The organism is Pseudomonas sp. IPO3774 (genome assembly GCF_013386835.1).
GTDB lineage: Bacteria > Pseudomonadota > Gammaproteobacteria > Pseudomonadales > Pseudomonadaceae > Aquipseudomonas.
The window spans coordinates 1-26,790 of record NZ_JACAQY010000029.1; the positions used below are offsets into that span (position 1 = coordinate 1).

Sequence of the window (26,790 nt, forward strand, 5' to 3'; positions counted from 1 at the left end):
GCTGTAAGAGCGGAACCAATCTCAGCCATCACCAAAATAACGGATATTCACCCACCACCGGCCGTGATAAACCGCCGCGCCAAAAAACCATACAACAGATACCCAAACGCCAACACCAGCGTCGCACCAAACACCGCCTCCTCACCACACGCATAAATCGCATACAGCGAATACCCCACGGCAATCAGCAACACCGTGGTATTGCGCGCATACACCACCGCCGCCACCCGCGCCTTGTGCATCATCACCAGCAGCCCAGTCAGCGCAGTGACGTAAGGAATCAAATTGGTCACCACCGCCAGGTTCACCAGCTTGCCGAACTGCGCACTGGCTGTGGGCGAGATGGTCGACAAGGCAATCAAGCTCTGCAACGCCGCGCAGGCAATCAGCCCCAACACCGGCGCGTGGGCGCGGCTGACCCGGCTGAAGAAGCGCGGAAACAGACGCTGGTCCGCCGACATCTTGGCCGTTTGCGCCAAGGTGAATTGCCAGCCCAACAGCGAACCAATACACGCCACCACCGCCAGCGCCATGATGATGTCGCCCACCAGCGGCGTGAAAATCTGCGCGTACACCAAGGCAAACGGCGCAGAAGACTCGGCCAGTTCAGCGTTGGGCACGATGCCCTGAATCACTGTGGTCGACAGCACATACACCAGTGCCGCGCCGAGGGTGCCCAGCAGGCAGGCCAGCGGCACGGTGCGCTTGGGGTCTTCCACCGCGTCATAGCCCTGGGCCGCGGACTCCATGCCGAGGAAGGCCCAGAGGGTCAGCGGGATACTCGCGCCAATCGCATCCCACAGTTGCAGTTGGTTGGGATTCCAGGCATCGCTGAACACCTCCGTCTTGAAATAGAACCAGCCGATCACGCTCAAGCCCGCCACGGGGATGATCACGCCCCACACCGTGATCACGCCGATCCGCCCGGTCAGGCGCGGCCCGCCGAAGTTGGCCACGGTAGTCAGCCAGATCAGCCCGAGGGTGCCGATGAATAAGGGGATGGGGCCGCTGCCCAGCCACGGGATGAAGGACGACAGGTAGCCCACCGCCGAAATCGCAATCGCCACGTTGGCGATGATCAGCGACAGGAAATACAGGAACGAACAGAGGAAGAACCCGGACTTGCCGTGGGCCTCTTCGGTGTAGGCCGACATGCCGCCCGTGCGGGTGCAGAAGAGGCCGCACTGGGCAAAGCAGTACGCGATCGCCATCGAGCCCACGGCGGTGATCAGCCACGACAGCAGCGAGATCGCGCCCAACTGCGCCATGCTGGCGGGGAGCATGATGATGCCCGAGCCCATCATGTTGATCGCCACCAGGGTGGTCAGGCCCATCAGGCTCATCTTTTTGCTTGGCTCGGCCATCGGCAACTCCTTGTCGTGGTGGCGTGCGATGGCAGGCTAGCACGTTGTGGTCAGCGTGCCTTCGGGCTCCGGTTTTCTCCGAGGATTCGCGCGGCATCGCGAGCCGGCGGCAGGCCGAACACCCGGGCGTAATCGCGGCTGAACTGAGTGGCGCTTTCATAGCCGACTTCGAAGGCGGCGCTGGTGACGTTCCTGGCGCCGCCCACCATCAGCGTGCGCGCCTGTAGCAGGCGCACGCGCTTCTGGTACTGCAACGGGCTCAGGTTGGTGACGGCCTTGAAGTGGCGGTGAAAGGCCGACACGCTCATTGCGGCTTTCTGTGCCAGGGCTTCGACCCGGATCGGTTCGGCGAAGTCTCGGCGGATCCACTGGATGGCCTGGCTCACCCGGGCCATGGCGGTGTCCGGCGCGGCGATTTCACGCAGCATCCAGCCGTGGGGGCCTTGCAATACGCGGTAGAGGATCTCGCGCTCGTATACCGGTGCGAGGGCTGTGATCGCCTCAGGGTTGCCCATCAGCCGCAGCATGCGCAGCCAGGCGTCCATCAGTTCGGGGGTGACGGCGGCCACGGAAAAACCCGCATCGTGGTCGTAGCGCCCGGCAGGTTTGGGCAAGTCGCTCAGCAGCGTCGCGAGTACCGTCGGGTCGAGGGTCAGGCTGACCGCCAGGTAGGGTTCGCCGGTCACCGCCGGGTGCACGGTGCCCACGGCGGGCAGTTCGATGGACATCACGAAATAGGTCGCCGGGTCGTATCGTAGCGTGCGATCACCCACCGTCATGGATTTGCTGCCCTGCAGGATCAGGTTGATCATCGGGTCGTACACCGCGGCCAGCATGTGCTCGGGAATCGCGCCCTGGACCATGGCCACCCGCGGGATGCCGGTTTCAGTGCGGCGGTTTTCAGCCTTGGCGGCCAGGGTACGCAGTTCGATCAGTTGTGTGTTCATGCCGGGCATGCTGAGCGCCCAGGTGTGCCCTGTGCAAGCAAAAAGCAGAAACAGGCAGGTTTCGAGCAGGAACGGCTGCGTCGGCGCAGGCGCGCAAGCCTACTGTGGTGACTCATTTGAGCAAGCAGTGGAGCCACACATGGGCGTTATCCTCATTACCGGCGGCAGCCGTGGCATTGGTGCCAGTACCGCAGAACTGAGTGCCCGGCAAGGCATGGGCGTGATCCTGACCTACAACAATCATCCAGAGGCCGCCCAAGCGGTTGTGCAGCGAATCGTATCGTCGGGCGGCAAGGCGGTCGCGCTGCCATTGGACGTGGCCGACATCAGTTCCTTCCAAGGTTTTGGCGAGGCGGTAAAGCAGGCGTTATCGGCCACCTGGGGTGTGAGTGGGTTGAATGGCCTGGTGAATAACGCCGGTTATGGACTGTTCAATCCCCTGGAATCGGTCACCGTGGCTCAGTTCGACGGCCTGCTGAATGTGCACCTCAAAGGGCCGTTTTTCCTGACTCAAGCCCTGTTGCCGCTGCTGCAAGCCCACGCCTGCATCGTCAACCTCACCAGTGCCACAACCCGTGTCGCCACCGCTGGCGTAGCACCTTACGCAGCCTTCAAGGGCGCGCTGGATGTACTCACCCGTTACATGGCCAAGGAGTTTGGCGAGCGGCAGATCCGTGCGAATGCCGTCTCTCCGGGAGCCATCCGCACCGAACTGGGCGGCGGGCTCAATGATGAGTTCGAAGCGCTGCTGGCTGCACAAACCGCCCTTGGTCGGGTTGGGGAGCCAGAGGACGTGGCGCGTGTGATCGCCATGTTGCTGTCTGACGAAGGCCGCTGGATCAATGCCCAGACGATCGAGGTCGCTGGCGGTTACCTCATCTGAAAAGCGAGGCTGAACTATGCTGGATCATCTGTTTTTGTCGGTCAGCGACATACAACGCTCGATTGATTTCTACCGTGCTGCACTTGCGCCGCTGGGCATCACCACGCGCCACGACTACGACGGCAAGGACGGCCCGCCGGGCCACCCGGACCTCAAGGGGTTCGGCGCGAACGGGCGGATCTTCTTCTGGTTGCGCGAGGGCGCGGTCGAGGGGAGGGCGGTGCATGTGGGGTTCGTCGCCGGCAGCCGGGTCGAGGTCGATGCGGCTTACCTGGCGGCGATGAACGCGGGCGCCGTCGACAATGGAGCCCCTGGGGCACGATTGCACTATGACCCGAACTACTACGCGGCCAACGTGCTGGATCCCGACGGCTACAGCCTGGAATTTGTCTACAAGAACTGGCAGCACATCTAGCGGTAGCCGTCGATGATCAGCCCGCGGCCTGCGGCTGCATCCGCAACTCACCTTCCACATCCTTGACCAATCCACTGGCCAGGAACAGCGGCGCCACGCGCTTGTGCAGCTGCGGCTCGACAAATTCCTTCACCGTGTCCAGCGCCAGCGCGCCGCTCAACGGCAGCTCGGCCTTGGTGTAAGACAACCAGGCTTTCTTCAGTATCAGCAGCACGTCGCTGCCGGCGGTGGAGGCGAAGCGGCGGTGGGTTTTTTTGCCGTCGAAATCGAAGGTGTGCTGAAACCCGTAACCGGCCTCGTTGCCTTCGCTGGCGACGCAGCGGATGCAGGTGCAGGGGCCATCGCCGAAGGCACTGCGCAGGTAGTTGTTGAAGTCCACCACGGGCTTGAGTGACAGGCGCTTATCCACCTCGAACAGGTCCCCGGTCATTTTTTCGTCAGTGTTCAAGGTCCATTTCCTCGCAGCGGTTTTTTCAAGGGCGGCACGATACCAGCCGAAGGGCGTGGGCGGGTAGTTTTTGGTCGCCTCAGTGGGGACGTCCATTCGCCAATGCCCTTGTTACAGTTTCCTTAAATCATCGCCCAAGGAAACCGACATGAGCAGCAAACCCACGATCTACAACCACGGCGTTTCATGGGAAGAGGGCAACAGCGTCAGCCAGGGCTACCGCGTCAATGGCACGATCTATATTGCCGGGCAGTTTTCTCACACCCTGGAAGGTGAGTTCGTTGACGGTGATGCCGCCGCCCAGACCCGCCAGACACTGGAGAACCTCGACCATGTGCTGGCCGGCTTCGGCGTTGGCCGCTCGAACATTGCCGCGGTGGATTTCTTCCTGGTGCATGCCAAGCGCGATTTTGAAGCGGTGGTCAATGTGTGGAAAGAATACATCGGTGAGCATCGCCCGGCCGCGACCCTGGTAGGCGTGAATTACCTGGCGTCCGATGCACAAATCGTCGAGATCAAGGTGATTGCCCACGCCGACTGATCAGTCCGCCAGCTCATCCACCATCAGGTCGATAAAGCGCCGTACCCGAGGCTCCAGGAAGCGTTTGCTCGGGTACATCGCCAGGATCTCCACGTCCCCGGCGTCCAGGTCGGGCAGCACCTGTGCCAGGCGTCCGGCGGCCAGGTCCTCGGCCACTACGAAGTCCGGCAGCAAGGCGATGCCCAGCCCGGACACGGCAGCGTCGCGCAGTGCTTCGCCGCTGTCCAGGCGCAGGCGGCTGCGCCCGTACGCCTTGACCCAGGTGCCGTCCGATTCGCGAAAGCGCCAGCTTTGCTTGCGCGTGCGGCTGCTGAAATACAGGCAGTCGTGGTGGGCGAGGGCGTCCATGTCCCGGGGCATGCCGTGCTCGGCGAGATAGTCCGGTGCGGCGCACAGCAGCGCCTGATAACGAGCGACCACACGGGAAACCAGTTGGCGGTCGGTGTTGGCGCTGCCGATGCGGATGGCCAGGTCGAAGCCGTCCTCGACGATATCGGCGATGCGGTCGCTGAAGCTGACTTCCACCTGCACCTCGGGCCAGGCTTGCAGGTATTTCTTCAACAACGGCAGCAACACCTTGCGCCCGAACGCATCGGGCAGCGTAAGCCGCAATAAACCGCGCGGTACCCCGGTGGGCTGGCCGATGCGGCTTTGGGCGTTGTCCACTGCGGCGAGGATCTCCAGACCCTGGTCATACAGCGCGCGGCCTTCGTCGGTGAGGCTCAAGGTGCGGGTGGTGCGGTTCAACAGGCGCACACCAAGGCTGTCCTCCAGGCGCGCCACGGCTTTGCCGGCGGCCGAGCGCGTCAGGCCCATCGCCTGGCCACCGGCGACGAAGCTGGCGCCATCGACCACCGCCATGAAGATCAGCATCTCGTTGAGGTTGGTGCGCAGCATGCAGAGTGGCTCCGGGGATGACATCAGGCACAGGCGCGCAATATAGCAGCGCCGGTGGGCAGTGTTTTTCGTATATCCATAGATCGCGATATTCTTTTTCGCACTGTACGTGGGCCGCTACGCTCGCAACCCTTCTCAACCTCGCGGCAGCGTTCTCATGATAATAAAACGACCCACCCTGACGCTCCTGGCAGCAGCCAGTGCGCTCCTCAGCCTTGGTGCACACGCCGAAGGCAAGATCAGCATCGCCCAGCAATTCGGCATCGGCTACTTGATCCTCGACGTGGTTCGTGACCAGAGCCTGATCGAGAAACACGGCAAGGAGCAGGGCCTGGACATCAAGGTGGAGTGGAACAGTATCTCCGGCGCCACCGCGATGAACGAGTCGCTGCTGGCCGGCGCGCTGGACGTGGTGTCGGCGGGTGTGCCGCCCATGCTCACGCTGTGGGACCGCACCAAGGGCAAGCAGAACGTCAAGGCCATCGCCTCGCTGGGCTCGATGCCCAACTACCTGCTGACCAATAACCCGGATGTGAAGACCCTCAAGGACTTCAGCGAAAAAGACCGCATCGCCGTACCGGCCGCGGGTGTGGGTTTTCAGTCGCGCACCTTGCAGATTGAAACCGCCAAGCAGTTCGGGAACGACAACTACAAGAAATTCGACGATATCTCCATCAGCCTGGCGCACCCGGACGCGACCGCCGCGTTGATTGCCGGCGGTTCGGAGATCAACGCGCATTTTTCCAGCCCGCCGTTCCAGTATCAGGAGTTGTTGAATCCCAAGGTGCACAAGGTGCTGAGTTCCTACGACATTCTCGGCGGCCCGGCGACGTTCAATGTGCTGTACACCACCGAGAAATTCCACGACGAGAACCCCAAGACCTACAAGGCGTTCTATGACGCGTTGGCCGAGGCCGAGAAAATCATCAAGGCCGACAAGCCGGCAGCGGCCCAGGCTTACATTCGTGTAGAGCAGTCGAAGCTACCGCTGGCGCTGGTGGAGAAAATCGTCCAGGACCCGGAAATCGACTTCACCATCGTGCCGCAGCGTACCTATATCTATGCCGAGAAATTGCAGGAGTTGGGGGTGTTGAAGAACAAGGCGGGGAGCTGGAAGGATTACTTCTTTGAAGAGGCGCATGGCGGGAACGGCAGCTGACTCCATTCTGAATTGAAACGCACACAAAAATGTGGGAGCGGGCTTGCTCGCGAATGCGGTGGGTCAGTCGATACATGTGCTGGCTGAACCACCGCATTCGCGAGCAAGCCCGCTCCCACATTGGATCTGCGGTGTTTTCAGGTTCCTGCCAGGTTGCTCTTGATCCAGTCGTACAAGTGATTCCCCTCGCTCGACAACTCGCTGTTGGCCCGCCGGCACAGGTAGTACTGGCGGCCATCATCGACCTGTAGATCAAACAGCTTCACCAACTCCCCATTTGCCACATGCGGCGCCACCAGTGGCGCGCGCAGCAGTGAGCAGCCCAATCCGGTCAGCGTGGCCGTCAGCGCCAACTGACCATCCTCCAGCAGCAAACCATTCAACGCGGTCCCGTGATGCACGTCGGCGGCCTGGAACCATTGGCTCCAGGTGCCGCGTTCTTCGTCGTGCAACAGCGGTAATTCACTCAGCGCCTCAGGTGTGTCGATCGGCCCGTGTTGCTCCAGGAATGCGCGGCTGCAATACGGCGTCACCGCCCCGGAAATCAGCGGCTCGCTGTGGTACCCCGGCCAGTGCCCGGTGCCGAAGCGGATCGATAAATCGGCAGCGTCGCTGGGGTAGCTGCGGTGGTTGGCGTAGGTGACGTTGATGTCCAGCGCCGGGTGGTCCTTGAGGAACTGTGCCAGGCGCGGGATGAACAGGTTGATGCCGAACAGCGGGATCAGGCTGATGGTGACCTGGCGTGTGGCGCTTTTTTCCCGCACGTGTTCGGTGGCGCTGCGCAGTACGGCGAAGGCCGAGCGAATTGCGCGGTAGTACTCGCGGCCTTCTTCGGTGAGCACCAGGTTGCGGCCCTGGCGCAAGGTCAGCGGTTGCTGCAGAAAGCTTTCCAGCAGGTGCAATTGATGGCTGACGGCGGAGGGCGACACGTCCAGCTCGCGGGCGGCGGAATTCACTCCGCCGTGGCGGGCAAACGCTTCGAAGGTGCGCACGGCACGCAACGGCGGGTCATTGGCTAACTGTTCTAAATTATTCATGTGTTGAATTAAATACTAAGTGAGATGGCAAATAAAGAGCCATAAATGCCGTATTTATGGCGGTTATAGCGCTTTATGCGTTTGGCATAACCATATGAATTTCTGGTATTTGATAAAAACAGAATAGATGCTTAGTGTGCCGCCCTCGTCAGTAGTGAGGTCGATGGTTTCCATGGATGCGTTTATCCAGCAGCTGCTCAATGGTTTGATGACGGGCAGTCTCTACGCGCTAGTGGCCTTGGGTTACACCATGGTCTACGGCATTTTGCGGATCATCAACTTTGCCCATGGCGATGTGTTGATGATTGGCGCTTTGGTGGGCCTCTCGGTGATTCGCCTGTTGCAGGTGACATGGCCGGCGATGCCGCCGGTGCTGGTGCTGCTGGCAGCCACTGTGATTGCCATGGCGTTCTGCGCGGTACTCGCGGTGCTGATTGAACGGGTCGCTTATCGGCGCCTGCGCAATGCGCCGCGCCTGGCGCCATTGATCAGCGGCATCGGGGTGTCGTTGTTGCTGCAAACCGTCGCCATGTTGGTGTGGACGCGTAACCCGCAGATGTTCCCGCAACTGCTGCCGCTGGAACCGATTGAAGTGCTCGCCGGACCTTCGGCGCATCCGGCGATCACCAACGCTACCGCCCTGACCACCATTGCCGTCGCACTGTCGGTAATGGTCGCGCTGCTGGTGCTGGTGGAACGCACCCGCTTTGGCCGGGCCATGCGCGCCGTGGCCGAGAACCCGCAGGTGGCGAGCCTGATGGGCATCAACCCGAATCGCATCATCGTGCTGACCTTTGCCATTGGCGGCGCCCTGGCGGCATTGGCCGGGATCATGATGGCGAGCAACTACGGCAGCGCGCATTTCTACATGGGTTTCCTGCCGGGCATCAAGGCGTTCACCGCAGCCGTATTGGGCGGCATCGGCAACCTCAAGGGCGCGATGCTTGGCGGCCTGCTGCTGGGGTTGATCGAAGCTCTGGGTACCGGCTACCTGGGCGCTGCCACCCAGGGTGTGTTCGGCAGCAATTACCAGGATGTGTTTGCCTTTATCGTGTTGATCGCGGTGCTGGTGTTTCGTCCTTCGGGGCTGTTGGGCGAACGACTGGCGACCCGCGCATGAGTGTCCTGAATACCTCCCGCCAGCGCGCCAGCTTTGGCCTTGTATTGTTCGCCGTGGCGCTGGTGCTGGCGCCGTGGATTGTCGGGCATGCCGGCGGCAATACCTGGGTGCGCACCCTCGATTTCGCGTTGCTGTACATCATGCTGGCCTTGGGCCTGAACATCGTCGTGGGCTACGCCGGGCTGCTGGACATGGGTTTTATCGCGTTCTACGCAGTGGGCGCGTACCTCGCCGCGTTGCTGTCCTCGCCGCATCTGTTGCAGCAATTCCCGGCGCTGATGGCGCTGCTGCCGGCGGGCATGCACACCTCGATCTGGTTGATCCTGCCCTTGGCCGCGTTGCTGGCAGCGGGCTTTGGCGTGTTGTTGGGCGCACCGACCTTGCGCCTGCGCGGCGATTACCTGGCCATCGTGACCCTGGGCTTTGGTGAAATCATCCGCATCCTGCTGCGCAATCTGGATCGCCCGGTGAACATCACCAACGGGCCCAAAGGTATTTCCCAGGTCGACCCGGTCAACCTGCTGGGGATCAACCTCGGGCGCACCCAGGAGCTGTTCGGCCTGCGCCTGCCTTCGGTCTATCTGTACTACTACCTGTTCGCCGCGCTGGTGGTGCTGATCCTGTTTGCCTGCATTCGCCTGGAGCGTTCGCGCATCGGGCGGGCCTGGGTGGCGATTCGTGAAGATGAGGAAGCGGCCCAGGCCATGGGCGTCAACACCCTGCGCTTGAAGCTGTTGGCGTTCGCCATCGGTGCCGGGTTTGGCGGCGTGAGCGGGGCGTTGTTTGCCTCGTTCCAGGGCTTTGTCTCGCCGGAGTCCTTCACTCTCAATGAGTCCATCGCGGTGCTGGCGATGGTGGTGCTCGGCGGCATGGGCCATATCCCCGGGGTGATTCTCGGCTGCGTATTGCTGGCGGCGTTGCCCGAAGCCTTGCGCGCGAGCATGGGCCCGTTGCAGCAGGCGCTGTTCGGCCAGGTGCTGGTGGACCCGGAAATCATTCGTCAGTTGTTCTACGGGCTCGCGCTGATCCTGGCGATGCTCTATCGACCGGCAGGCCTGTGGCCAAAAGGAGTGGCGCGATGAATCAGCCGCTGTTGCAGATTGACCAGGTGAACAAGCGCTTCGGCGGCGTGGCGGCGCTCACCGACGTGAGCCTGAGCATCCAGCCTGGGGAGATCTATGGCTTGATCGGCCCCAATGGCGCCGGCAAAACCACCTTCTTCAACGTGATGACCGGCCTGTATACCCCGGATTCCGGGCGCTTCCAGCTCGACGGCAAGGACTACAAGCCGGCCAGCGTGCACCAGGTGGCCCAGGCCGGCATCGCCCGGACCTTCCAGAATATCCGCCTGTTCAACACCATGAGCGCGTTGGAAAACGTCATGGTCGGCCGCCATGTGCGCACCCGCAATGGCGTGTGGGCCGCCTTGAGTCGCCATCGTCGAGCCCGGGAAGAAGAAGCGCAAACCCGCGCCCATGCCCATCGCCTGTTGGCGTATGTCGGGCTGGCGGGGTTCGCCAATTACCGCGCCGACAGCCTGTCCTACGGCCATCAACGCCGACTGGAAATCGCCCGGGCCCTGGCCACTGAACCACGTTTGCTGGCCCTCGACGAGCCGGCCGCCGGGATGAACGCTGCCGAGAAAGTGCAACTGCGCGGCCTGCTGGAAAAGATCCGCGACGACGGCCACACGCTGCTGCTGATCGAGCACGACGTGAAGCTGGTGATGGGGGTGTGCGACCGCATCAGCGTGCTCGATTACGGCCAGGTGATCGCGGTGGGCGCGCCTGCCGAGGTGCGCCGCGACCCGGCGGTGATCCAGGCCTATCTGGGAGCCAGCGCCCATGTCTGAACCTTTATTGAAAGTCGACGGCTTGCAGGTGCGCTACGGCGCCATCGAAGCGGTCAAGTCCCTGGATTTACACATCGGCGAAGGCGAGCGAGTGACCTTGATCGGCGCCAACGGTGCCGGCAAGACCTCCAGTCTCAAGGCCCTGACCGGATTACTGCCGGCAGCGGCGGGGCAGATTCACTTCGCCGGGCGTTCGATCCTCGGCCAGGCGCCGGACCAATTGCTGCGCCAGGGCATTGCGATGGTACCGGAAGGGCGCGGGATCTTTGCGCGCATGAGCGTCCTGGAAAACCTCCAGGCCGGAGCCTTCCTGCGTCGTGACAGCGAGCAGGTGAACCGCGAGATCCGCCAGTTGTTCGAGCACTTCCCGCGTCTGGAGGAGCGCCTGCAGCAGTCCGCCGGCCTGCTCTCCGGTGGCGAGCAACAGATGCTCGCGCTGGCCCGGGCGCTGCTCTCCAAGCCGCGCTTGCTGGTGCTGGACGAACCGTCCATGGGCCTGGCGCCGATCATGGTGGAGAAGATCTTCCAGGTGATCGACGACGTGTGCCGCCAGGGCATGACCCTGCTGCTGGTAGAGCAGAACGCCCGGCTCGCGCTGCAGGTCACCGACCGTGCCTATGTGATGGACACCGGGCGCATCAGCCTCACTGGCCCGTCCCATGAATTGCTCGACCACCCCGAGGTGCGCAGTGCCTACCTCGGTGAATGAATCAACCCTGACGCTACCGGACGCCCGGCGTGTTCCGACCAGCCCGTAAAGAAACAGGAACCACTGATGAAGACTTTCAAGCACACCCTAGTGATCGGCCTGGCCCTGAGCAGCCTGGCGAGTGCCATGGCCCAGGCCGACCAGACCGTATTGATCGGCCTGGCCGGGCCGTTGACCGGCCCGTCGGCGCGGATCGGCAAGGACCTGGAAAACGGCGCGCAACTGGCCATCGACGCGGCCAACGGCAAGCACCCGAGAATCAACGGTGAGGCGGTGACCTTCAAGCTGCTGTCCGAGGACGACCAGTCCGACCCGCGCACCGCCGTCACCGTGGCCCAGCGCCTGGTGGACGAAGGCGTGGTGGGCGTGGTTGGCCACTGGAACACCGGCACCAGCATTCCGGCGGCGCGGGTTTATCACGATGCAGGTATCGCGCAAGTCGCCCCGGTTGCTACCGGGCACGCGTATACCCAGCAGGGCTTCGACACCAGCTTCCGGATCATGGGCCATGACGACGATGGCGGCCAGGTGGCCGGCGACTATGCTTTGAACACCCTCAAGGCCCGGCGCATTGCGGTGATCGACGACCGCACCGCATTCGGCCAGGGCCTGGCGGACCAGTTCGTCAAATCCATCGAGGCCGGTGGCGCCAAGGTGGTGTCTCGTGAATACGTCGACGACAAGACCATCGATTTCAGCGCAGTGCTGACCAATATCCGAAGCCAGAACCCGGACCTGATTTTCTTTGGTGGCGTCGATTCCCAGGCCGCGCCTTTGGCCAGGCGTATCAAGCAACTGGGTATCAAGGCACCGCTGATGGGGGCCGGTGGGTTTGTCAGCCAGACCTTCCTGCAACTGGCGCAGAACGAAGGCGAGGGCGTGATTGCCCTGGAGCCGGGCCTGGCGGTGGCGCAGATGCCGGGTGGCAAGGCGTTCGAGCAGGCTTACAAGGATCGCTACAAGGCGCCGATCGAACTGCACGCGCCGTTTGCCTATGACGGTGTCGGGGTGTTGGTGGCGGCGATCGAGAAGGCCGACTCGGTGGACCCGCAAAAGTACCTGCCGGTGCTGCGCGCCATCAGCTATCAGGGCGTGACCGGGACCATTGCGTTTGATGCCGAGGGCAACCTGAAGAAGCCGTCGTTCACCGTGTATCAGGTCAAGGGCAATCAGTGGCAGCCAGTGAGTGTGGCGGGCGGCAAGTAAACGAATTCTGTGGAGCTGACGGAGGCACACAATGAGCAAGCTGGAAGGTGAACTGGGCATCCTGGCCCGGCGGCGGATCGAAGCCGAAATCATCAAGCCGATCTACGAGATCCTGGTGCGCGAGCAGGGCAAGGACTTTGCGGCGGCGGTGATCGGCGAGGCGGTGGGCAATGCAGCGATCCAGGCCGGCAAGCACTTTGCCGAGCTGGAAGAGCAGGGCGCCGACCTCAAGAGCTTTGTCGAGCTGCAAGTGCTCTGGGAAAAGGACGATGCGCTGAAGGTCGAGATCATCGCCAGCGACGCCGAGCACTACGACTATGACGTGAAGCGCTGCCGCTATGCCGAGATGTATCACGAGATGGGCCTGGGCGAGATCGGTCACTTGCTGTCCTGCAACCGCGACGAACTGTTTATCGTCGGCTACAACCCGGACATCAAGCTGACCCGCACCCAGACCATCATGGGCGGTGCCCATCACTGTGACTTCCGCTACCGGGCCAAACCCCGGGAGCCGCGTTCATGAACGACTTGGCGCGGGTCAATGGCGAGCGCCTGTGGGGCTCGCTGATGGAAATGGCGCAGATCGGCGGCACCGAAAAGGGCGGGGTCTCGCGCCTGGCCCTCACGGATGAGGACCGCCGCGGTCGCGACCTGTTTGTGCAATGGTGCGAGGCGGCCGGTTGCAGCATTCGGGTGGATGCCATGGGCAATATCTTTGCCCGTCGCGCCGGGCGCCAGGATCACCTGGCCCCGGTGCTGACCGGTTCCCATGGCGATTCCCAGCCGGCGGGCGGCAAGTACGACGGTATCTACGGCGTGCTGGCCGGGCTGGAGGTGCTGCGCACCTTGAATGACCTGGGGATCGAGACCGAGCGGCCAATCGAAGTGGTGAACTGGACCAACGAAGAAGGCTCGCGGTTTGCGCCGGCGATGATTTCCTCGGGGGTGTATGCCGGGGTGTTTGACCTGGAGTACGGCCTGTCCCGGGAAGACAAGGCCGGGATCACCATCGGCCAGGCGTTGCAGCAGATTGGCTATGCCGGTGCGCATCCGGTGGGTGGCCAGGCGGTGCATGCGGCGTTTGAGCTGCATATCGAACAGGGGCCGATTCTTGAGGCACAGGGCCTGACCATCGGTGTGGTCACCGGCGCCCAGGGCCAGCGCTGGTATGAAGTGGAACTGAGCGGGCGCAGCGCTCATGCCGGGACGACGCCGATGGATCACCGGCTCGATGCATTGCTCGGATTTGCCCGGGTGGTGGAGGCAGTCAATCAGATTGGCCTGGAGCAGGGCGCCGAAGGGCGGGCGACGGTGGGTATGGCGAATATCTTCCCCAATTCACGCAACGTGGTGCCGGGGCGGGTGTTTTTCAGTGTGGAGTTTCGGCATCCGGATGAAGCGGTGCTGGGGTATCAGGATCGGCAGTTGCACGCGGCGGTGGCGCGGATTGCCGAGGGGATTGGTTTGCAGCACAGCGTGAAGCAGATTTTCCAGTACGCGCCGATTGCCTTCGACCCTGAGTGTGTGGAGGTGGTGCGGGCATCGGCGCAAGCGTTGGGGTATAGCCATCGCGACATGATTTCCGGGGCCGGGCATGATGCCTGCTACCTGAACCGGGTGGCGCCGACGGCGATGATTTTTGTGCCGTGTGTGGAGGGGCTGAGCCATAACGAGGCGGAGGAGATTCATCCGCAGTGGTCGACGGCGGGGGCGGATGTGTTGTTGCAGGCGGTGTTGGCCAAGGCGGGGGAGTGAGCGAGGTTTAACTGTTCAACTGGGTTCCCTGTGGGAGCTGTCGAGCTTTAGCGAGGCTGCGATGAGGCCCTGTCAGGCAATAGAGATGTCGACAGTCAGGCCGCCATCGCAGCCTCGCTAAAGCTCGACAGCTCCCACAGAGGACCGAGTTTCCACAGGGGAACCAGTTCCCATAGGAAATCCAGTTTTCGCTCTGGAGCTTCTTTGTCTGATGGTCAGCGGAAGAACTCGCCCGGTGTGGCGTCGAACTGCTGGCGGAAGGCGTTGATGAAGGCCGAGGTGGATTCGTAGCCGCAGGCCAGCGCCACATCGGTCACGCGTTCGCCTTGTTCCAGGGCGGGCAGGGCGCTCAACAATCGCAGGCGCTGGCGCCACGCACGGAAGGTCAGGCCGGTGTCGCTCAGGAACAGCCGGCTGAGGGTTTTCTCGCTGACCGCCAGTTTCTGGCTCCACTGCCCCAGGGTGGTTTGCTGCTCCGGGTGCAGGTTCAGGCTGCGGTAAATCTGCCGCAAGCGGCTGTCGGCGGGCAGCGGCAACATCAGGTCGACCTGGGGCGCGGCGGCCAGTTGGTCCAGCACCACTTGGGCCAGCCGTCCATCCGGGCCATCCTCGGCGTATTCCACCGGCAATTCGCTGAAGCTGCGAATCAACTCCCGCAACAGGCTGCTCACCGCCAGCACCTGGCAGCGGTCGGCCGCCCAGGCGGTGACGCTGCAATCGAGGTACAGGCTGCGCATCTCGGTATGGGGCGAACTGAACACCCGGTGTGGCATGCCGGCCGGTATCCACACGGCCCGCTGGGGTGGCGCGACGAAGCGTCCTACGCTGGTCTGGATCTCCAGCACCCCGGATATTGCGTAGGACAACTGCACCCACGGGTGACTATGGCGGCGGGTCAGCGCGCGGTTGGGCAGGGATTCGGTGCGGCCATACACCGGCCTGGGCAGGCTGGAAAGCCCGGGCACGCTGCGGCGCACGGTTTTGTCATGTCCTTTTGGCGGCATTTACTGGCTCATTGGCGTTAGTCGGTAACAAGCCGTTACGTTAGAGTCGCGACGATGCTCTTGGCAACCCCTGGAAGATTGGCCTATGACCCGCCCACGCTTTTTACCTGACAACTTCACCCTGACCCTGGTGGCCACGGTGATCCTCGCGTCCCTGCTGCCCGCCAGCGGCCAGACCGCCGTGGCCTTTGGCTGGGTGACCAACCTGGCCATCGCGCTGCTGTTTTTCCTGCACGGCGCGAAACTGTCGCGCCAGGCCATTGTTGCCGGTGCGGGTCATTGGCGCCTGCACCTGCTGGTGTTCAGCCTGACCTTCGTGCTGTTTCCGTTGCTGGGCCTGGCGCTCAAGCCGGTGTTGTCGCCGCTGATCGGTAAAGACCTGTACATGGGCATGCTCTATTTGTGTGCGTTGCCCGCCACCGTGCAGTCGGCGATTGCCTTTACCTCCCTGGCCCGGGGCAATATCCCGGCGGCGATTTGCAGCGCGGCGGCGTCGAGCCTGTTCGGGATCTTCCTGACGCCATTGCTGGTGACGTTGCTGCTGAATGTGCATGGCGATGGCGGCTCCACCGTCGATGCGATCCTGAAAATCAGTGTTCAATTGTTGCTACCGTTCATCGCCGGGCAAATCGCCCGTCGCTGGATCGGCGAGTGGGTAGGGCGTAACAAATCCTGGCTGAAGTTCGTCGACCAGGGGTCGATTTTGCTGGTGGTCTACGGCGCCTTCAGCGAAGCGGTCAACGAGGGCATCTGGCACCAGATTCCGTTGTGGGAACTGGGTGGCCTGGTGGTGGCGTGCTGTGTGTTGCTGGCGCTGGTACTGGTGGCGTCCACGGTGCTGGGCAAGGCTTTTGGCTTCAGCCAGGAAGACCGGATCACCATTCTGTTCTGCGGCTCGAAGAAAAGCCTGGCCACCGGTGTGCCGATGGCCCAGGTGTTGTTTGCCGGGGCGAGCATGGGGGTGCTGATCTTGCCGCTGATGCTGTTTCACCAGATCCAGTTGATGGTCTGCGCGGCGCTGGCCCAGCGCTATGCCAAGCGTCCTGAGTCGATTCCCGAGCTGATGGGGCAAGTCGATCCCTGAATCGTCGTGTTACTATTTTTTGCGCGCGGCTCAAGGCCCGGCATCGGGCCGGCTTGATCTGCGCGCAAACGAGTACGACGACCTGTCAATGAGCATTTCCGCCGCAACACCTCAAGCCAACTGGCAACCGGTCTTCGCTCTCGCGTTGGCCGCTTTCGTTTTCAATACCACCGAATTTGTACCGGTCGGCCTGCTGAGTGCCATCGGCGCGAGCTTCGACATGCCCATCGCCAGCGTCGGCCTGATGCTGACCATCTATGCCTGGATCGTGTCCCTGACCTCGCTGCCGGTGATGCTGCTGACCCGTAACGTCGAGCGGCGCAAGCTGCTGATCGTGCTGTTCGGCATGTTTATCGCCAGCCATATCCTGTCCAGCGTGGCCACCAGCTTTGGCATCCTGATGCTCAGCCGGGTCGGCATTGCCCTGTCCCATGCGTTGTTCTGGTCGATTACTGCCTCCCTCGCGGTGCGTTTGGCGCCGGAGGGCAAGCAGGTGCAGGCCCTTGGGTTGCTGGCTACCGGTACTTCCCTGGCGATGGTTCTGGGTATCCCGCTCGGCCGCTTGCTGGGCGAAGCCATGGGCTGGCGCACCACCTTCCTGGTGATCGGCGCGTTTGCCGCCGGGCTGGTGTTCTGGCTGGCGCGCACCTTGCCGCTGCTGCCGAGCCAGAACTCCGGTTCGCTGCGCAGCTTGCCGCTGTTGTTCAAGCGCCCGGCGCTGGTGGCGTTGTATGTGCTGACGGCGATGGTGGTGACGGCGCAGTTCACTGCCTACAGTTATGTTGAGCCGTTTGTTGAAGGTGTTGCCGGTATGAGTGGCAATACGGTGACCCTGATCCTGCTGGTGTTTGGCGGCGCGGGAATTATTGGTTCGTTGTTGTTCAGCCTGGTGCATCGGTTTAATCCGCACCGGTTCCTGATCAGCGCGGTGACTATCCTGGCGCTGTGCCTGGCGTTGTTGCTGCCGTTGAGTGGCGAGGTGTCGTACCTGGTGACCCTGAGTGTGTTCTGGGGCATGGCCATCATGGGTTTTGGCCTGGCGTTGCAATCGAAGGTGCTGGTGCTGGCGCCGGATGCCACGGATGTGGCGATGGCGATGTTTTCCGGGATCTACAACATCGGTATTGGCGGTGGGGCGTTGATGGGCAGTTGGGTGGGCAGCCACTTTGGTTTTGCCTGGATCGGCGCGGCGGGCGGGTTGCTGGCAGCGGTGGCGTTGATTGGGTATTGCCTGGCGATTTATCGGTTTGGGCAGGGTGTGGCGCGTAGCCCTCTGTAGGAGGTAATTTTCATGGCAGTTCGTTTGATTAAACCGGCGGTATTCGCAGTGCTCGCCGGGTTTTCTGTGTTGTGGCTCAGCCCTGCAAGCCTGGCGGCCAGTTTTGACTGTGACCGGGCGAAGGCGGCTGACGAGAAAACCATCTGTGCCACGCGCTCCCTGAATGATCAGGACGTGACCATGGCGCTGCTTTATGACCTCAACCGGCACTTCATGGCCATGGGCGGGCGCGGTTCGTTGATGGATGATCAGGCTGTGTGGCTCAAGCAACGGCATACCTGCGGCGCCCAAGTCAGTTGCCTGAGCAAAGTCTATACGCAGCGGATTGCGATGTTACGTAGCTTCATTGATGAGCGGGTGATGACGAAAGGGCCGTTCTGAATAACGGGCATAAAGGTACAACGCCGGCTAAAGTCAGTTTTCTCAACAGAGTCTGAAAGCACATCAACACACCGCAGCAGGTTTGCCATGGACGAAAAACCAGACGCGTTACACATAGCGGAAATTCCCTACGAGACCGGTGAGGTTCGATTCAGGTATTCGCGTTACCTGTCCGAGGACGGCACGCAATGGATTCGACATGGGCTTTTTCGCGCCTACCACCCAAACGGCAACCTGGCTTCCGAGGGGAATTACGTGGATGGCGCCGAACACGGCGACTGGCGGGACTATCACGACAATGGACAGGTGGCGGCGCAGGGCGTTTATGAGCGTGGCCAGGAAGTTGGGCTGTGGTCGTTCTGGGATGCAGATGGATCTCTGGAGGAGTCCTCATGACCACTGAGCTTGCAGCGTCGCTGCACGAAGAGATCCAGTCGTTATGCAGTGCAGGTGATCAATTGGCCGATGACGGCCGTTATGAAGAGGCCATCGAGCAATACAACAAGGCCTGGATCTTGATCCCCGAGCCGAAAAATGATTGGGAAGCCTCCACCTGGGTATTGGCTGCCATCGCTGATGCATGCTTTTTATCCGGATTCAACGGCTCAGCCCGGGATGCCTTGGACTATGCGATGACCTGTCCGGGCGGTCTCGGAAATCCGTTTTTACATCTGCGCCTGGGGCAGGTTTTGCTGGATCAGGGCCACGATGATCAGGCCGCCGATGAATTGATGCGGGCATACATGGGCGCAGGGGCCGAGATCTTTGACAACGAGGATGGGCGCTATCTGCGCTTTCTTGGCACGCGGGCAAATCTCTAGACGCGAGGGCGGGTGTTGATGTCCACGTTAGCAATGATCCGGCAGCAATGTTTGCTTTTGAATGGCGCGCGCGCCGTTGAGCCTGGGTTTCTTGATGAGGTGCAGAGCCACCTTGGCCTGGAGCTTGCGGATGATTTTCGTGAGGCTGCCGAGTTCTTCGATGGCTCTGGAATCTACGTTTTGCCCTTGCACGCAATAGGGTGGGCGCCTGCGCCGAATGTCCTGGACGAAACCAGAAGTCTTCGAGAGCGTGCCGGGCTTGCGCGGCAGTTTTTGGTATTAGCCCAGCCGCCGGCCAGTTTGATCGTGATGGATTGCTCGGGCGGAGGCGGTCGGGTGATTTGGTGTGATGACGTGGATGTGTGCCGCCTGGGTAGGGAGGCCTTGTTGACTGCGCCGGATTCATGGCCGACGTATACCGCGTTTCTTGAATACCTGATCAGTGAAGAGCAGCAAGATCGTGTTGATCTGCCCGACGATAAAGCTTGATGCTACAAGCCTGGCTGAAGTCCGGCGCGAGGGTGACGCGGAGCGTCACGGTATGCATTCCCACGCAGAGCGTGGGAACGATCAAATGCTCAAAATTTGTTATGGGCTGTCCCAACCATAGTGAAAAATTGTTGGCTCACGACATTCTCCCTAATATCAGAATGCTTGATCCTACAGATCTTGTAATAATTTTAGATTGTAGGAAATTCCCGTTTCGCCTGTACGATTCAAGTCCCTTTCCCACAACAGGACCTGCATGAACACCCTCTCGGAGCCTCCCAGTCGTCTTTCCTCAAGACATGCACTGTCGCTGTTCCCGCTGATCGCCTGCCTCCAGGCCAGGCACCCCGTCTTCCGATTGCCTACCCTTACCCGGTCCCTCGACCGTGCGTTGCCGTGCCCGGCATTCTGAAAAACTTGAAGAGATACTGAAAAATGGAATGGTTAGCGGATCCAACGGCCTGGCTCGGCCTGTTGACTTTGATTGTGCTGGAGCTGGTGCTGGGCATCGACAACCTGGTGTTTATCGCGATCCTGGCGGACAAGCTGCCGCCGGAGCAGCGTGACCGTGCGCGTCTGATCGGTTTGTCCCTGGCGTTGCTGATGCGTCTGGGCCTGTTGGCAAGTATTTCCTGGTTGGTGACCCTGACCCAACCGCTGTTCGAGGTGTTCGACAAGAGTTTCTCGGGCCGTGACTTGATCATGCTGTTTGGTGGTGTGTTCCTGTTGTTCAAGGCCACCATGGAATTGCATGAGCGCCTTGAGGGGCATGTGGCTCAGCGCACTGGCAACGTGGCCTATGCGATGTTCTGGCCGATCGTTGCGCAGATTGTGGTGCTGGATGCGGTGTTCTCCCTCGATGCGGTGATTACCGCCGTGGGCATGGTGGATGAGCTGGCGGTGATGATGATCGCGGTGATCATTTCCATCGGCCTGATGATCGTTGCCAGCAAGCCGCTGACCCGTTTCGTCAACGCCCACCCGACGGTGATCATGCTGTGCCTGGGCTTCCTGATGATGATCGGTTTTGCCCTGACGGCCGAAGGCCTGGGCTTCCACATTCCCAAAGGCTATCTGTACGCGGCCATCGGCTTCTCGATCCTGATCGAGCTGTTCAACCAGATCGCCCGGTCGCGCCGCAAGAAGTCGGCCCAGGGCACGCTGCCGAGACGTGAGCGCACGGCCCATGCGGTAATGCGTTTGCTCGGCGGGCGTAATCTGGCAGTGGAGGAGATAGGTGAAGAGGTCGCCGACCTGCTGGATAACGCTGATGCCAACGGCGGGCCGCTGTTCGATCGGCGCGAGCGGGTGATGATCAGTGGCGTGCTGCAACTGGCTGAACGCCCGATCCGTACGCTGATGACGCCTCGGGCGAAGGTGGACTCAATAGATCTGTCGGACGATCCCGACACTATCCGCCTGAAACTGATGCATTCGTCTTACTCGCGCCTGCCCTTGATCCGCAACGGTAATGTCGACGAGCCATTGGGCTTTGTGCACAAGAAGGAGTTGCTCAAGGAATACCTGGCCGGTAACGAGCCGAACCTGGAGCACCTGGCGCGCCGGGCGGTCAACTTGCTGGAGAGTTTTTCGATTCTCAATGCCTTGGAGCAGATGCGTCAGGAGTCGACTCACATTGCCTTCGTGATCAACGAATTCGGCGACTTTATCGGGGTGTTGAGCATGACCGACATCCTCGAGTCCATCGCCGGTGAGTTGCCGGATGCGAGTGAGGTCGAAGGCCCGGATATCGTCGAGGAGGAGGGTGGTTTTCGCGTCAATGGCGCCTTGAACCTCAACCTGATCCGCCAGCGCACCGGCTTCAAGGCTGTGGCGACGGAGGATTACCAGACCCTGGCCGGGCTGGTGATGAGCCTGCTGGATCGACTGCCGGTGGTCGGTGACAGCCTGGAACATGAAGGCTGGCGCCTGACCGTGGCGGCGGTGGAGGAGCGGCGGGTCACGCAGGTGTTGCTGGCCCCTCTTTAACGGGTGAATTTCATTCGACGCTGGGCTGGCCTTTGGATAGCATCGCCGCTCACTGAACCGTTAAGGAAGGGTTACCCGAATGACTTTGGACGTGCTTAAGATTTCTGCATTCTGTGACGGCAACCAGGGCGGTAACCCTGCAGGTGTTTGGATCGGTGACAGCCTGCCGGAAGCTGCAGAAATGCAGCGTATCGCCCACGAAGTCGGGTTTTCGGAAACCGTATTCGCCTGCCCGCAGGATGACGGCTGGCGCGTGCGGTACTTCGCGCCGGAGTCCGAAGTCGCGTTTTGCGGGCACGCCACCATCGCCCTCGGTGCGGCCTTGAGCCTGGCGCTGGGCGATGGCGAATTCCACCTGGCGTTGAACAACGGCGATATTTCCGTCAGCGGCCGCAGCGAAGGCGACCTGATCGAGGCCGCGCTGCAATCCCCGCCAACCCGCAGCGCACCGGCCAACGATGCCCTGGTGGACGCGGGCCTGACCCTGTTCGGTTACACCCGCAATGACCTGGACCCAAGCATTCCGCCAGCGATCATCCATGCCGGCATCTCCCACCTGGTGCTGGCGCTCGACAGCCGCGCCAAACTCAGCCAGATGCACTATGAACTGGAGGCCGGTCGCCGCTACATGACCGACGCCGGGCTGGGTACCGTGGTGCTGGTGTTTGCCGAAAGCCCGACACTGTTTCACACCCGCAACCCGTTTGCGGTGGGCGGCGTGTACGAAGACCCGGCCACCGGTGCCGCGACCGCTGCCTTTGCCGGCTACCTGCGGGACCTGGGCTGGCCGCACAACGGGCGCATCGACATCATTCAAGGCGAGGACATGGGCAGCCGTTCGCGCCTGCAGGCGCAGATCACCGATGAAAAGGGTGCCTCGATTCGGGTTTCGGGTACGGCGCGGTTGATGTTGGAGGACTGATTCTGGTCCTGGCGAACGTCTCCCTCAGCGTTTTTTCGTCGAACCCCTCCAGCTTATTGATCATCTCGCCATTCTCGAAAACCAGCAGGGTAGGCGTGCCGGTAACCTCGGGATGCCTCGGGGTTCGGGCAGTGTCGAGCACCAGGCTCTTCACGGAGCTGGCGTATTTCCCGGCAATCCGTTCAAACAGTGGCCCGGCTTCCCCGCAGGCCGGGCAGTGCTGCGAAACAAACAGCATGAACACCGTTCTATGCGTCTTGAGCAACTGCTGATACTGCTCGGCATCGGCAATCACCGCCGTTGCAATTCCCATGATGATCTCCTTGAGCGAAAGGCCTGGCCCACGCTAATCCCGGCGATCAAAACCGTCTACTGTCAAAACTAACAGGTACCCACCTCCAACTGGCCCATTGTGGCGAGGGAGCTTGCTCCCGCTGGGCTGCGCAGCAGCCCCAAAGCCTTCAGCGCTCCGCCCGCTCCCGAGCCTTCTTCGCCAACCCCACGCACTGCTTATAGTCACCCTGATCCTTGGCATCCTTGGCCCTGCGATACCCATGATGATTCTGCGTGGTGTAGTTCGTACTGAACGCCGCCTTCAGCCTGACCAGCTCGGCCTTGCATTCGCGCCGGTCATCCTTGGCGAACACCTGGGTGGCAAATGCCAGCGACAACAACATAAGGACAAGACTGATCTTCATCTGAAAGCGTTCCTTGGGGGGCTCGATCATCTGCCAAGACTAGCCCAGCCACGGAATTCTTCCATCCGGCCACTGCACCGCTTTCGTGCACGGTAACGACCCGCCCCCGCACCCAAATGTGGCCTGTCACCCCGGTGTGTAGCCAACGGTAGCAACCTGATTGCAGCGGCTGGCCCAGTGCCTTATCGCTGATAAAAATCTATCCCGTTGATTTAAAAAGAAATTAATCCAGAAATATTTTTCTGTTACTGCGTGTGGCACACTTTCTGCTGTCTATTCCGTTGTTACATACTAAGTTCCGGTATAGCGGAATACACAATCCCTGGAGTGCTTGTCATGCATCACCGACCTTCCGTGTTCAAAGCGTGTGTTTTTCTCTTCGCCGCATCGGCTTCCCTCGCCAGCGTAGTGCAGGCGGCGGACAGCAAGCTCGATACAGTGCTCAAGCGTGGGCACCTGATCGTGGGTACAGGCAGTACCAATGCGCCGTGGCACTTCCAGGGAGCGGATGGCAAGTTGCAGGGTTTTGACATCGACATCGGCCACATCGTGGCCAAGGGTCTGTTCAATGACCCGAGCAAAGTCGAATACGTGGTGCAGTCTTCCGATGCCCGCATTCCCAACCTGTTGACCGACAAGGTCGACATGAGCTGCCAGTTCATCACCGTTACCGCCAGCCGCGCGCAGCAAGTGGCCTTCACCCTGCCGTACTACCGCGAAGGCGTGGGCCTGCTGCTGCCGGCCAACAGCAAATACAAAGAGATCGAAGACCTGCAAGCCGCTGGCGACAGCGTCACCGTGGCCGTGCTGCAGAACGTCTACGCCGAAGAACTGGTGCACCAGGCATTGCCCAAAGCCAAGGTCGACCAGTACGACAGCGTCGACCTGATGTACCAGGCCGTGAACTCCGGGCGTGCCGACACCGCCGCCACCGACCAGTCCTCGGTCAAGTACCTGATGGTGCAAAACCCGGGCCGCTACCGCAGCCCGAGCTACGCCTGGAGCCCGCAAACCTATGCGTGCGCCGTCAAGCGTGGCGACCAGGACTGGCTGAACTTCGTCAACACCGCCCTGCATGAAGCCATGACCGGTGTGGAATTCCCAATGTACAAGGCCTCGTTCAAGCAATGGTTCGGTGTGGACCTGCCAGAGCCTGCGATCGGTTTCCCGGTTGAGTTCAAGTAATTCGTAAACCCTGGGGCGTCGCTGAAGGCGCCCCAATCAGGTACTGCCGACCATGAACTATCAGTTGAACTTTGCCGCTGTGTGGCGCGATTTCCCCAGCTTGCTGGCGGGGCTCGGCCTCGGCCTTGAACTGGCACTGCTGTCCATCGCCATCGGTTGCGTGATCGGCCTGTTGATGGCGTTTGCGATGCTGTCCAAACACCGTGCGCTGCGCATCGTGGCCTCGGTGTATGTGACGGTGATCCGCAACACCCCGATCCTGGTGCTGATCCTGTTGATCTACTTCGCCTTGCCCAGCCTGGGTATCCGGCTGGACAAGATCCCTTCGTTCATCATCACCCTGTCGTTGTACGCCGGTGCCTACCTCACCGAGGTCTTTCGCGCAGGCCTGCTGAACATTCCCAAGGGGTTGCGTGAAGCGGGCCTGGCCATTGGCCTGGGCGAATGGCGTATCCGCGCGTACATCACCGTGCCGGTGATGCTGCGCAACGTGCTGCCGGCGCTGTCGAACAATTTCATTTCGCTGTTCAAGGACACCTCCCTCGCGGCCGCCATCGCGGTGCCGGAGCTGACCTATTACGCCCGCAAGATCAACGTCGAAAGCTACCGGGTGATTGAAACCTGGATGGTCACGACCGCGCTCTACGTGGCTGCCTGTTACCTCATTGCCATGCTGCTCCGTTACCTGGAACAGCGTTTGGCAATTCGCCGCTAAGGAGCGCCCATGTACGAATCCCCCAGCTGGCTGCATGAGTTGTGGATCGCCCGGGAAACCCTCTGGGCGGGGTTCCAGACCAGCGTCTACTGCTCGGCCCTGGCCATTATCTTCGGCACCCTGATCGGCATCGTCGCCGGCTTGGTACTGACCTACGGCAAATTCTGGATGCGCGCACCGTTTCGCCTGTACGTCGACCTGATCCGCGGTACGCCGGTATTTGTGCTGGTATTGGCGTGCTTCTACATGCTGCCGGCGCTTGGCTGGCAGATCACTGCGTTCCAAGCCGGTGCCGTGGGCCTGACGCTGTTCTGCGGCTCTCACGTTTCGGAAATCGTGCGCGGTGCATTGCAGGCCATTCCCAAGGGGCAACTGGAAGCGGGCAAGGCCATCGGCCTGACCTTCTATCAATCCCTGGGCTACGTGCTGTTACCCCAGGCGCTGCGGCAGATCCTGCCGACCTGGGTCAACTCGTCCACCGAAATCGTCAAGGCTTCCACCTTGCTGTCGGTGATCGGTGTGGCCGAGCTGCTCCTCAGCACCCAACAGGTCATCGCCCGGACGTTCATGACCCTGGAGTTCTACCTGTTTGCAGGCTTTATGTTTTTTGTCATCAACTACGCCATCGAATTGTTGGGGCGTTACATTGAAAAGCGGGTGGCGTTGCCATGAACCAACTCTCAAAAGAAAGCCAGCCACTGCTGAACATTCGCGGCCTGCGTAAACAGTACGGCCCGGTGGAAGTGCTCAAGGGCGTCGACCTGAGCATGCAGCGCGGCAACGTCGTGACATTGATCGGCTCCAGCGGTTCGGGCAAGACCACGCTGCTGCGCTGCGTCAACCTGCTGGAAGAATTCCAGGGCGGCCAGATCACCCTCGACGGCGAATCCATCGGCTACAGCGACGTCGGCGGCAAGCGTGTGCGCACCCGGAGCGGGTGATTTCCCAACACCGCGCAATGACCGGCATGGCCTTCCAGCAGTTCAACCTGTTCCCGCACCTGACCGCCTTGCAGAACGTCACCCTGGGCCTGCTCAAGGTCAAGAAGATGGGCAAGGACGAAGCGGTTGCACTGGCGGAAAAATGGCTGGACCGTGTCGGCCTGCTGGAGCGCCGCAATCACTTCCCGGGCCAACTGTCGGGCGGCCAGCAACAGCGCGTGGCGATTGCCCGGGCGATTGCGATGAACCCGAGCCTGATGCTGTTCGACGAAGTCACCTCGGCCCTGGACCCGGAACTGGTGGGCGAAGTGCTCAGCTTGATCAAGGGTTTGGCGGAAGAGGGCATGACCATGTTGCTGGTCACCCACGAAATGCGCTTTGCCTATGAAGTCTCGGACAAGATCGTCTTCATGAACCAGGGCCGCATTGAAGAACAAGGGCCGCCGAAAGACATCTTCGAACGCCCGCAATCGCCGCGACTGGCGGAATTTCTCAAGAACATTCGTTTTTAAATCATCACTTCAGGAGATCCATTATGAGCATTACTCGTTACGGCACCGGCGCCACTGCAGGCGGCGGCCAGCCTCGTCCTTTCGCCCGCGCGGTGGAAGCGGATGGCTGGTTGTACGTGTCGGGCCAGGTGCCGGCGGTGGACGGTGAAATCATCACGGGCGGGATCGTCGAGCAGACCCACCAGACCATGCGCAACGTGGTGGCGATTCTCGAAGAAGCCGGCTACGCCCTTGAAGACGTGGTGCGCGTCGGTGTATGGCTGGAAGACCCACGGGACTTCTGGAGCTTCAACAAAGTCTTCGGCGAATACTTCAACCCGGAACATGCTCCGGCGCGGGCGTGTGTGCAGGCGAACATGATGGTCGATTGCAAGGTTGAGATCGATTGCGTGGCCTACAAGAAAAAAGGCTAAATGCCCGTCTCTTGAGACCACAGG

The 26,790-nt window shown here is 61.3% G+C and carries 31 protein-coding genes and 1 pseudogene; 24 read left to right on the plus strand and 8 right to left on the minus strand.

Annotated features, from left to right (window positions below):
* Nucleotides 1-47: 47 nt before the first annotated feature.
* Both potE and HYE77_RS16800 read right to left on the minus strand, forming a co-directional pair.
* Entirely contained in the window at nt 48-1,364 is a 1,317-nt protein-coding gene (potE, locus tag HYE77_RS16795; RefSeq protein WP_177047504.1) for a putrescine-ornithine antiporter, read from the minus strand.
* 50 nt (nt 1,365-1,414) lie between these two features.
* Nucleotides 1,415-2,311, minus strand: a complete 897-nt coding sequence (locus tag HYE77_RS16800; protein WP_174717787.1) for an AraC family transcriptional regulator — start codon at nt 2,309-2,311, stop codon at nt 1,415-1,417.
* A 139-nt stretch (nt 2,312-2,450) separates the two neighbouring features.
* Here HYE77_RS16800 and HYE77_RS16805 point away from each other — a divergent pair, with 139 nt between their 5' ends.
* Nucleotides 2,451-3,194 (plus strand): SDR family NAD(P)-dependent oxidoreductase, encoded by a 744-nt coding sequence (locus HYE77_RS16805; protein ID WP_177069012.1) that lies wholly within the window; start codon nt 2,451-2,453, stop codon nt 3,192-3,194.
* 16 nt (nt 3,195-3,210) lie between these two features.
* Entirely contained in the window at nt 3,211-3,609 is a 399-nt protein-coding gene (locus tag HYE77_RS16810) for a VOC family protein (protein ID WP_008436907.1), read from the plus strand.
* 16 nt (nt 3,610-3,625) lie between these two features.
* Here HYE77_RS16810 and HYE77_RS16815 read toward each other — a convergent pair whose 3' ends face one another.
* Complete coding sequence (locus tag HYE77_RS16815; protein ID WP_177069013.1) at nt 3,626-4,057, minus strand: hypothetical protein; 432 nt, start codon at nt 4,055-4,057, stop codon at nt 3,626-3,628.
* A 148-nt stretch (nt 4,058-4,205) separates the two neighbouring features.
* Here HYE77_RS16815 and HYE77_RS16820 point away from each other — a divergent pair, with 148 nt between their 5' ends.
* The gene (locus tag HYE77_RS16820; protein ID WP_003207956.1) at nt 4,206-4,598 is read left to right on the plus strand and encodes a RidA family protein; all 393 of its coding nucleotides are present in this window, start codon (nt 4,206-4,208) and stop codon (nt 4,596-4,598) included.
* Here the strand turns inward: HYE77_RS16820 and HYE77_RS16825 are convergent, their stop codons facing one another.
* The gene (locus HYE77_RS16825) at nt 4,599-5,495 is read right to left on the minus strand and encodes a LysR family transcriptional regulator (RefSeq protein WP_177069014.1); all 897 of its coding nucleotides are present in this window, start codon (nt 5,493-5,495) and stop codon (nt 4,599-4,601) included. It lies immediately after the preceding gene.
* A 157-nt stretch (nt 5,496-5,652) separates the two neighbouring features.
* Here HYE77_RS16825 and HYE77_RS16830 point away from each other — a divergent pair, with 157 nt between their 5' ends.
* A complete protein-coding gene (locus HYE77_RS16830) occupies nt 5,653-6,654 on the plus strand; it encodes an ABC transporter substrate-binding protein (protein WP_008436927.1) in 1,002 nt (333 codons plus the stop codon).
* Between the two features lie 137 nt (nt 6,655-6,791).
* Here the strand turns inward: HYE77_RS16830 and HYE77_RS16835 are convergent, their stop codons facing one another.
* Nucleotides 6,792-7,691 (minus strand): LysR substrate-binding domain-containing protein, encoded by a 900-nt coding sequence (locus tag HYE77_RS16835; RefSeq protein ID WP_177069015.1) that lies wholly within the window; start codon nt 7,689-7,691, stop codon nt 6,792-6,794.
* A 172-nt stretch (nt 7,692-7,863) separates the two neighbouring features.
* Between HYE77_RS16835 and HYE77_RS16840 the strand changes: the two genes are divergently transcribed.
* From HYE77_RS16840 to HYE77_RS16870, 7 genes are all read left to right on the plus strand, one after another.
* The gene (locus HYE77_RS16840; protein ID WP_177069016.1) at nt 7,864-8,811 is read left to right on the plus strand and encodes a branched-chain amino acid ABC transporter permease; all 948 of its coding nucleotides are present in this window, start codon (nt 7,864-7,866) and stop codon (nt 8,809-8,811) included.
* Nucleotides 8,808-9,893: an ABC transporter ATP-binding protein gene (locus HYE77_RS16845; RefSeq protein ID WP_087694203.1), complete on the plus strand. Its 1,086-nt coding sequence runs from the start codon at nt 8,808-8,810 to the stop codon at nt 9,891-9,893. The genes HYE77_RS16840 and HYE77_RS16845 overlap by 4 nt, the downstream gene beginning before the upstream one ends.
* A complete protein-coding gene (locus HYE77_RS16850; RefSeq protein WP_003207968.1) occupies nt 9,890-10,663 on the plus strand; it encodes an ABC transporter ATP-binding protein in 774 nt (257 codons plus the stop codon). Before HYE77_RS16845 ends, HYE77_RS16850 begins: the two co-directional genes overlap by 4 nt.
* The gene (locus HYE77_RS16855; protein WP_003207970.1) at nt 10,656-11,372 is read left to right on the plus strand and encodes an ABC transporter ATP-binding protein; all 717 of its coding nucleotides are present in this window, start codon (nt 10,656-10,658) and stop codon (nt 11,370-11,372) included. Before HYE77_RS16850 ends, HYE77_RS16855 begins: the two co-directional genes overlap by 8 nt.
* A 66-nt stretch (nt 11,373-11,438) precedes the next feature.
* Nucleotides 11,439-12,578 carry a branched-chain amino acid ABC transporter substrate-binding protein gene (locus HYE77_RS16860; protein WP_177036024.1) on the plus strand — a complete coding sequence of 380 codons (1,140 nt, stop codon included), beginning with the start codon at nt 11,439-11,441 and terminating at the stop codon, nt 12,576-12,578.
* 31 nt (nt 12,579-12,609) lie between these two features.
* On the plus strand, nt 12,610-13,101 hold the full coding sequence (locus HYE77_RS16865) for an L-2-amino-thiazoline-4-carboxylic acid hydrolase (protein ID WP_177069017.1): 492 nt from the start codon (nt 12,610-12,612) through the stop codon (nt 13,099-13,101).
* Entirely contained in the window at nt 13,098-14,333 is a 1,236-nt protein-coding gene (locus tag HYE77_RS16870) for a Zn-dependent hydrolase (RefSeq protein WP_177069018.1), read from the plus strand. Before HYE77_RS16865 ends, HYE77_RS16870 begins: the two co-directional genes overlap by 4 nt.
* Nucleotides 14,334-14,548: 215 nt before the next feature.
* On the opposite strand, the gene HYE77_RS16875 is transcribed toward HYE77_RS16870, so the two are convergent.
* Nucleotides 14,549-15,337, minus strand: coding sequence for a helix-turn-helix domain-containing protein (locus HYE77_RS16875; RefSeq protein ID WP_003207977.1), 789 nt, complete (start codon nt 15,335-15,337; stop codon nt 14,549-14,551).
* 85 nt (nt 15,338-15,422) lie between these two features.
* Here HYE77_RS16875 and HYE77_RS16880 point away from each other — a divergent pair, with 85 nt between their 5' ends.
* From HYE77_RS16880 to HYE77_RS16915, 8 genes are all read left to right on the plus strand, one after another.
* A complete protein-coding gene (locus tag HYE77_RS16880) occupies nt 15,423-16,421 on the plus strand; it encodes a bile acid:sodium symporter family protein (protein ID WP_087694198.1) in 999 nt (332 codons plus the stop codon).
* An 88-nt stretch (nt 16,422-16,509) separates the two neighbouring features.
* Nucleotides 16,510-17,700: a sugar transporter gene (locus HYE77_RS16885; protein ID WP_003207980.1), complete on the plus strand. Its 1,191-nt coding sequence runs from the start codon at nt 16,510-16,512 to the stop codon at nt 17,698-17,700.
* 12 nt (nt 17,701-17,712) lie between these two features.
* A complete protein-coding gene (locus tag HYE77_RS16890) occupies nt 17,713-18,081 on the plus strand; it encodes a lysozyme inhibitor LprI family protein (protein ID WP_177069019.1) in 369 nt (122 codons plus the stop codon).
* A 192-nt stretch (nt 18,082-18,273) separates the two neighbouring features.
* Entirely contained in the window at nt 18,274-18,477 is a 204-nt protein-coding gene (locus tag HYE77_RS16895; RefSeq protein ID WP_371132908.1) for a toxin-antitoxin system YwqK family antitoxin, read from the plus strand.
* Nucleotides 18,474-18,902, plus strand: coding sequence for a hypothetical protein (locus HYE77_RS16900; RefSeq protein ID WP_003207983.1), 429 nt, complete (start codon nt 18,474-18,476; stop codon nt 18,900-18,902). Before HYE77_RS16895 ends, HYE77_RS16900 begins: the two co-directional genes overlap by 4 nt.
* Nucleotides 18,903-18,920: 18 nt before the next feature.
* On the plus strand, nt 18,921-19,391 hold the full coding sequence (locus tag HYE77_RS16905) for a hypothetical protein (protein ID WP_087694195.1): 471 nt from the start codon (nt 18,921-18,923) through the stop codon (nt 19,389-19,391).
* A 435-nt stretch (nt 19,392-19,826) separates the two neighbouring features.
* Nucleotides 19,827-21,380: a TerC family protein gene (locus HYE77_RS16910; protein ID WP_177069020.1), complete on the plus strand. Its 1,554-nt coding sequence runs from the start codon at nt 19,827-19,829 to the stop codon at nt 21,378-21,380.
* A gap of 79 nt (nt 21,381-21,459) precedes the next feature.
* Nucleotides 21,460-22,302: a PhzF family phenazine biosynthesis protein gene (locus HYE77_RS16915; RefSeq protein ID WP_003207988.1), complete on the plus strand. Its 843-nt coding sequence runs from the start codon at nt 21,460-21,462 to the stop codon at nt 22,300-22,302.
* Here HYE77_RS16915 and HYE77_RS16920 read toward each other — a convergent pair.
* Both HYE77_RS16920 and HYE77_RS16925 read right to left on the minus strand, forming a co-directional pair.
* The gene (locus HYE77_RS16920) at nt 22,238-22,615 is read right to left on the minus strand and encodes a co-chaperone YbbN (protein WP_177069021.1); all 378 of its coding nucleotides are present in this window, start codon (nt 22,613-22,615) and stop codon (nt 22,238-22,240) included. The two genes, HYE77_RS16915 and HYE77_RS16920, sit on opposite strands and share 65 nt — an antisense overlap.
* A 148-nt stretch (nt 22,616-22,763) precedes the next feature.
* Complete coding sequence (locus HYE77_RS16925) at nt 22,764-23,000, minus strand: hypothetical protein (protein ID WP_003207990.1); 237 nt, start codon at nt 22,998-23,000, stop codon at nt 22,764-22,766.
* A 336-nt stretch (nt 23,001-23,336) separates the two neighbouring features.
* On the opposite strand from HYE77_RS16925, the gene HYE77_RS16930 reads away from it, so the two are divergent.
* From HYE77_RS16930 to HYE77_RS16950, 5 genes and pseudogenes are all read left to right on the plus strand, one after another.
* The gene (locus HYE77_RS16930) at nt 23,337-24,185 is read left to right on the plus strand and encodes a transporter substrate-binding domain-containing protein (protein WP_003207992.1); all 849 of its coding nucleotides are present in this window, start codon (nt 23,337-23,339) and stop codon (nt 24,183-24,185) included.
* Between the two features lie 52 nt (nt 24,186-24,237).
* Nucleotides 24,238-24,900: an amino acid ABC transporter permease gene (locus HYE77_RS16935; RefSeq protein WP_003207993.1), complete on the plus strand. Its 663-nt coding sequence runs from the start codon at nt 24,238-24,240 to the stop codon at nt 24,898-24,900.
* A gap of 9 nt (nt 24,901-24,909) precedes the next feature.
* A complete protein-coding gene (locus tag HYE77_RS16940; protein ID WP_003207996.1) occupies nt 24,910-25,572 on the plus strand; it encodes an amino acid ABC transporter permease in 663 nt (220 codons plus the stop codon).
* A pseudogene (locus HYE77_RS16945) lies at nt 25,569-26,353 on the plus strand (amino acid ABC transporter ATP-binding protein). Before HYE77_RS16940 ends, HYE77_RS16945 begins: the two are co-directional and overlap by 4 nt.
* A 23-nt stretch (nt 26,354-26,376) precedes the next feature.
* The gene (locus HYE77_RS16950) at nt 26,377-26,766 is read left to right on the plus strand and encodes a RidA family protein (protein WP_003208000.1); all 390 of its coding nucleotides are present in this window, start codon (nt 26,377-26,379) and stop codon (nt 26,764-26,766) included.
* Nucleotides 26,767-26,790: the final 24 nt, after the last annotated feature.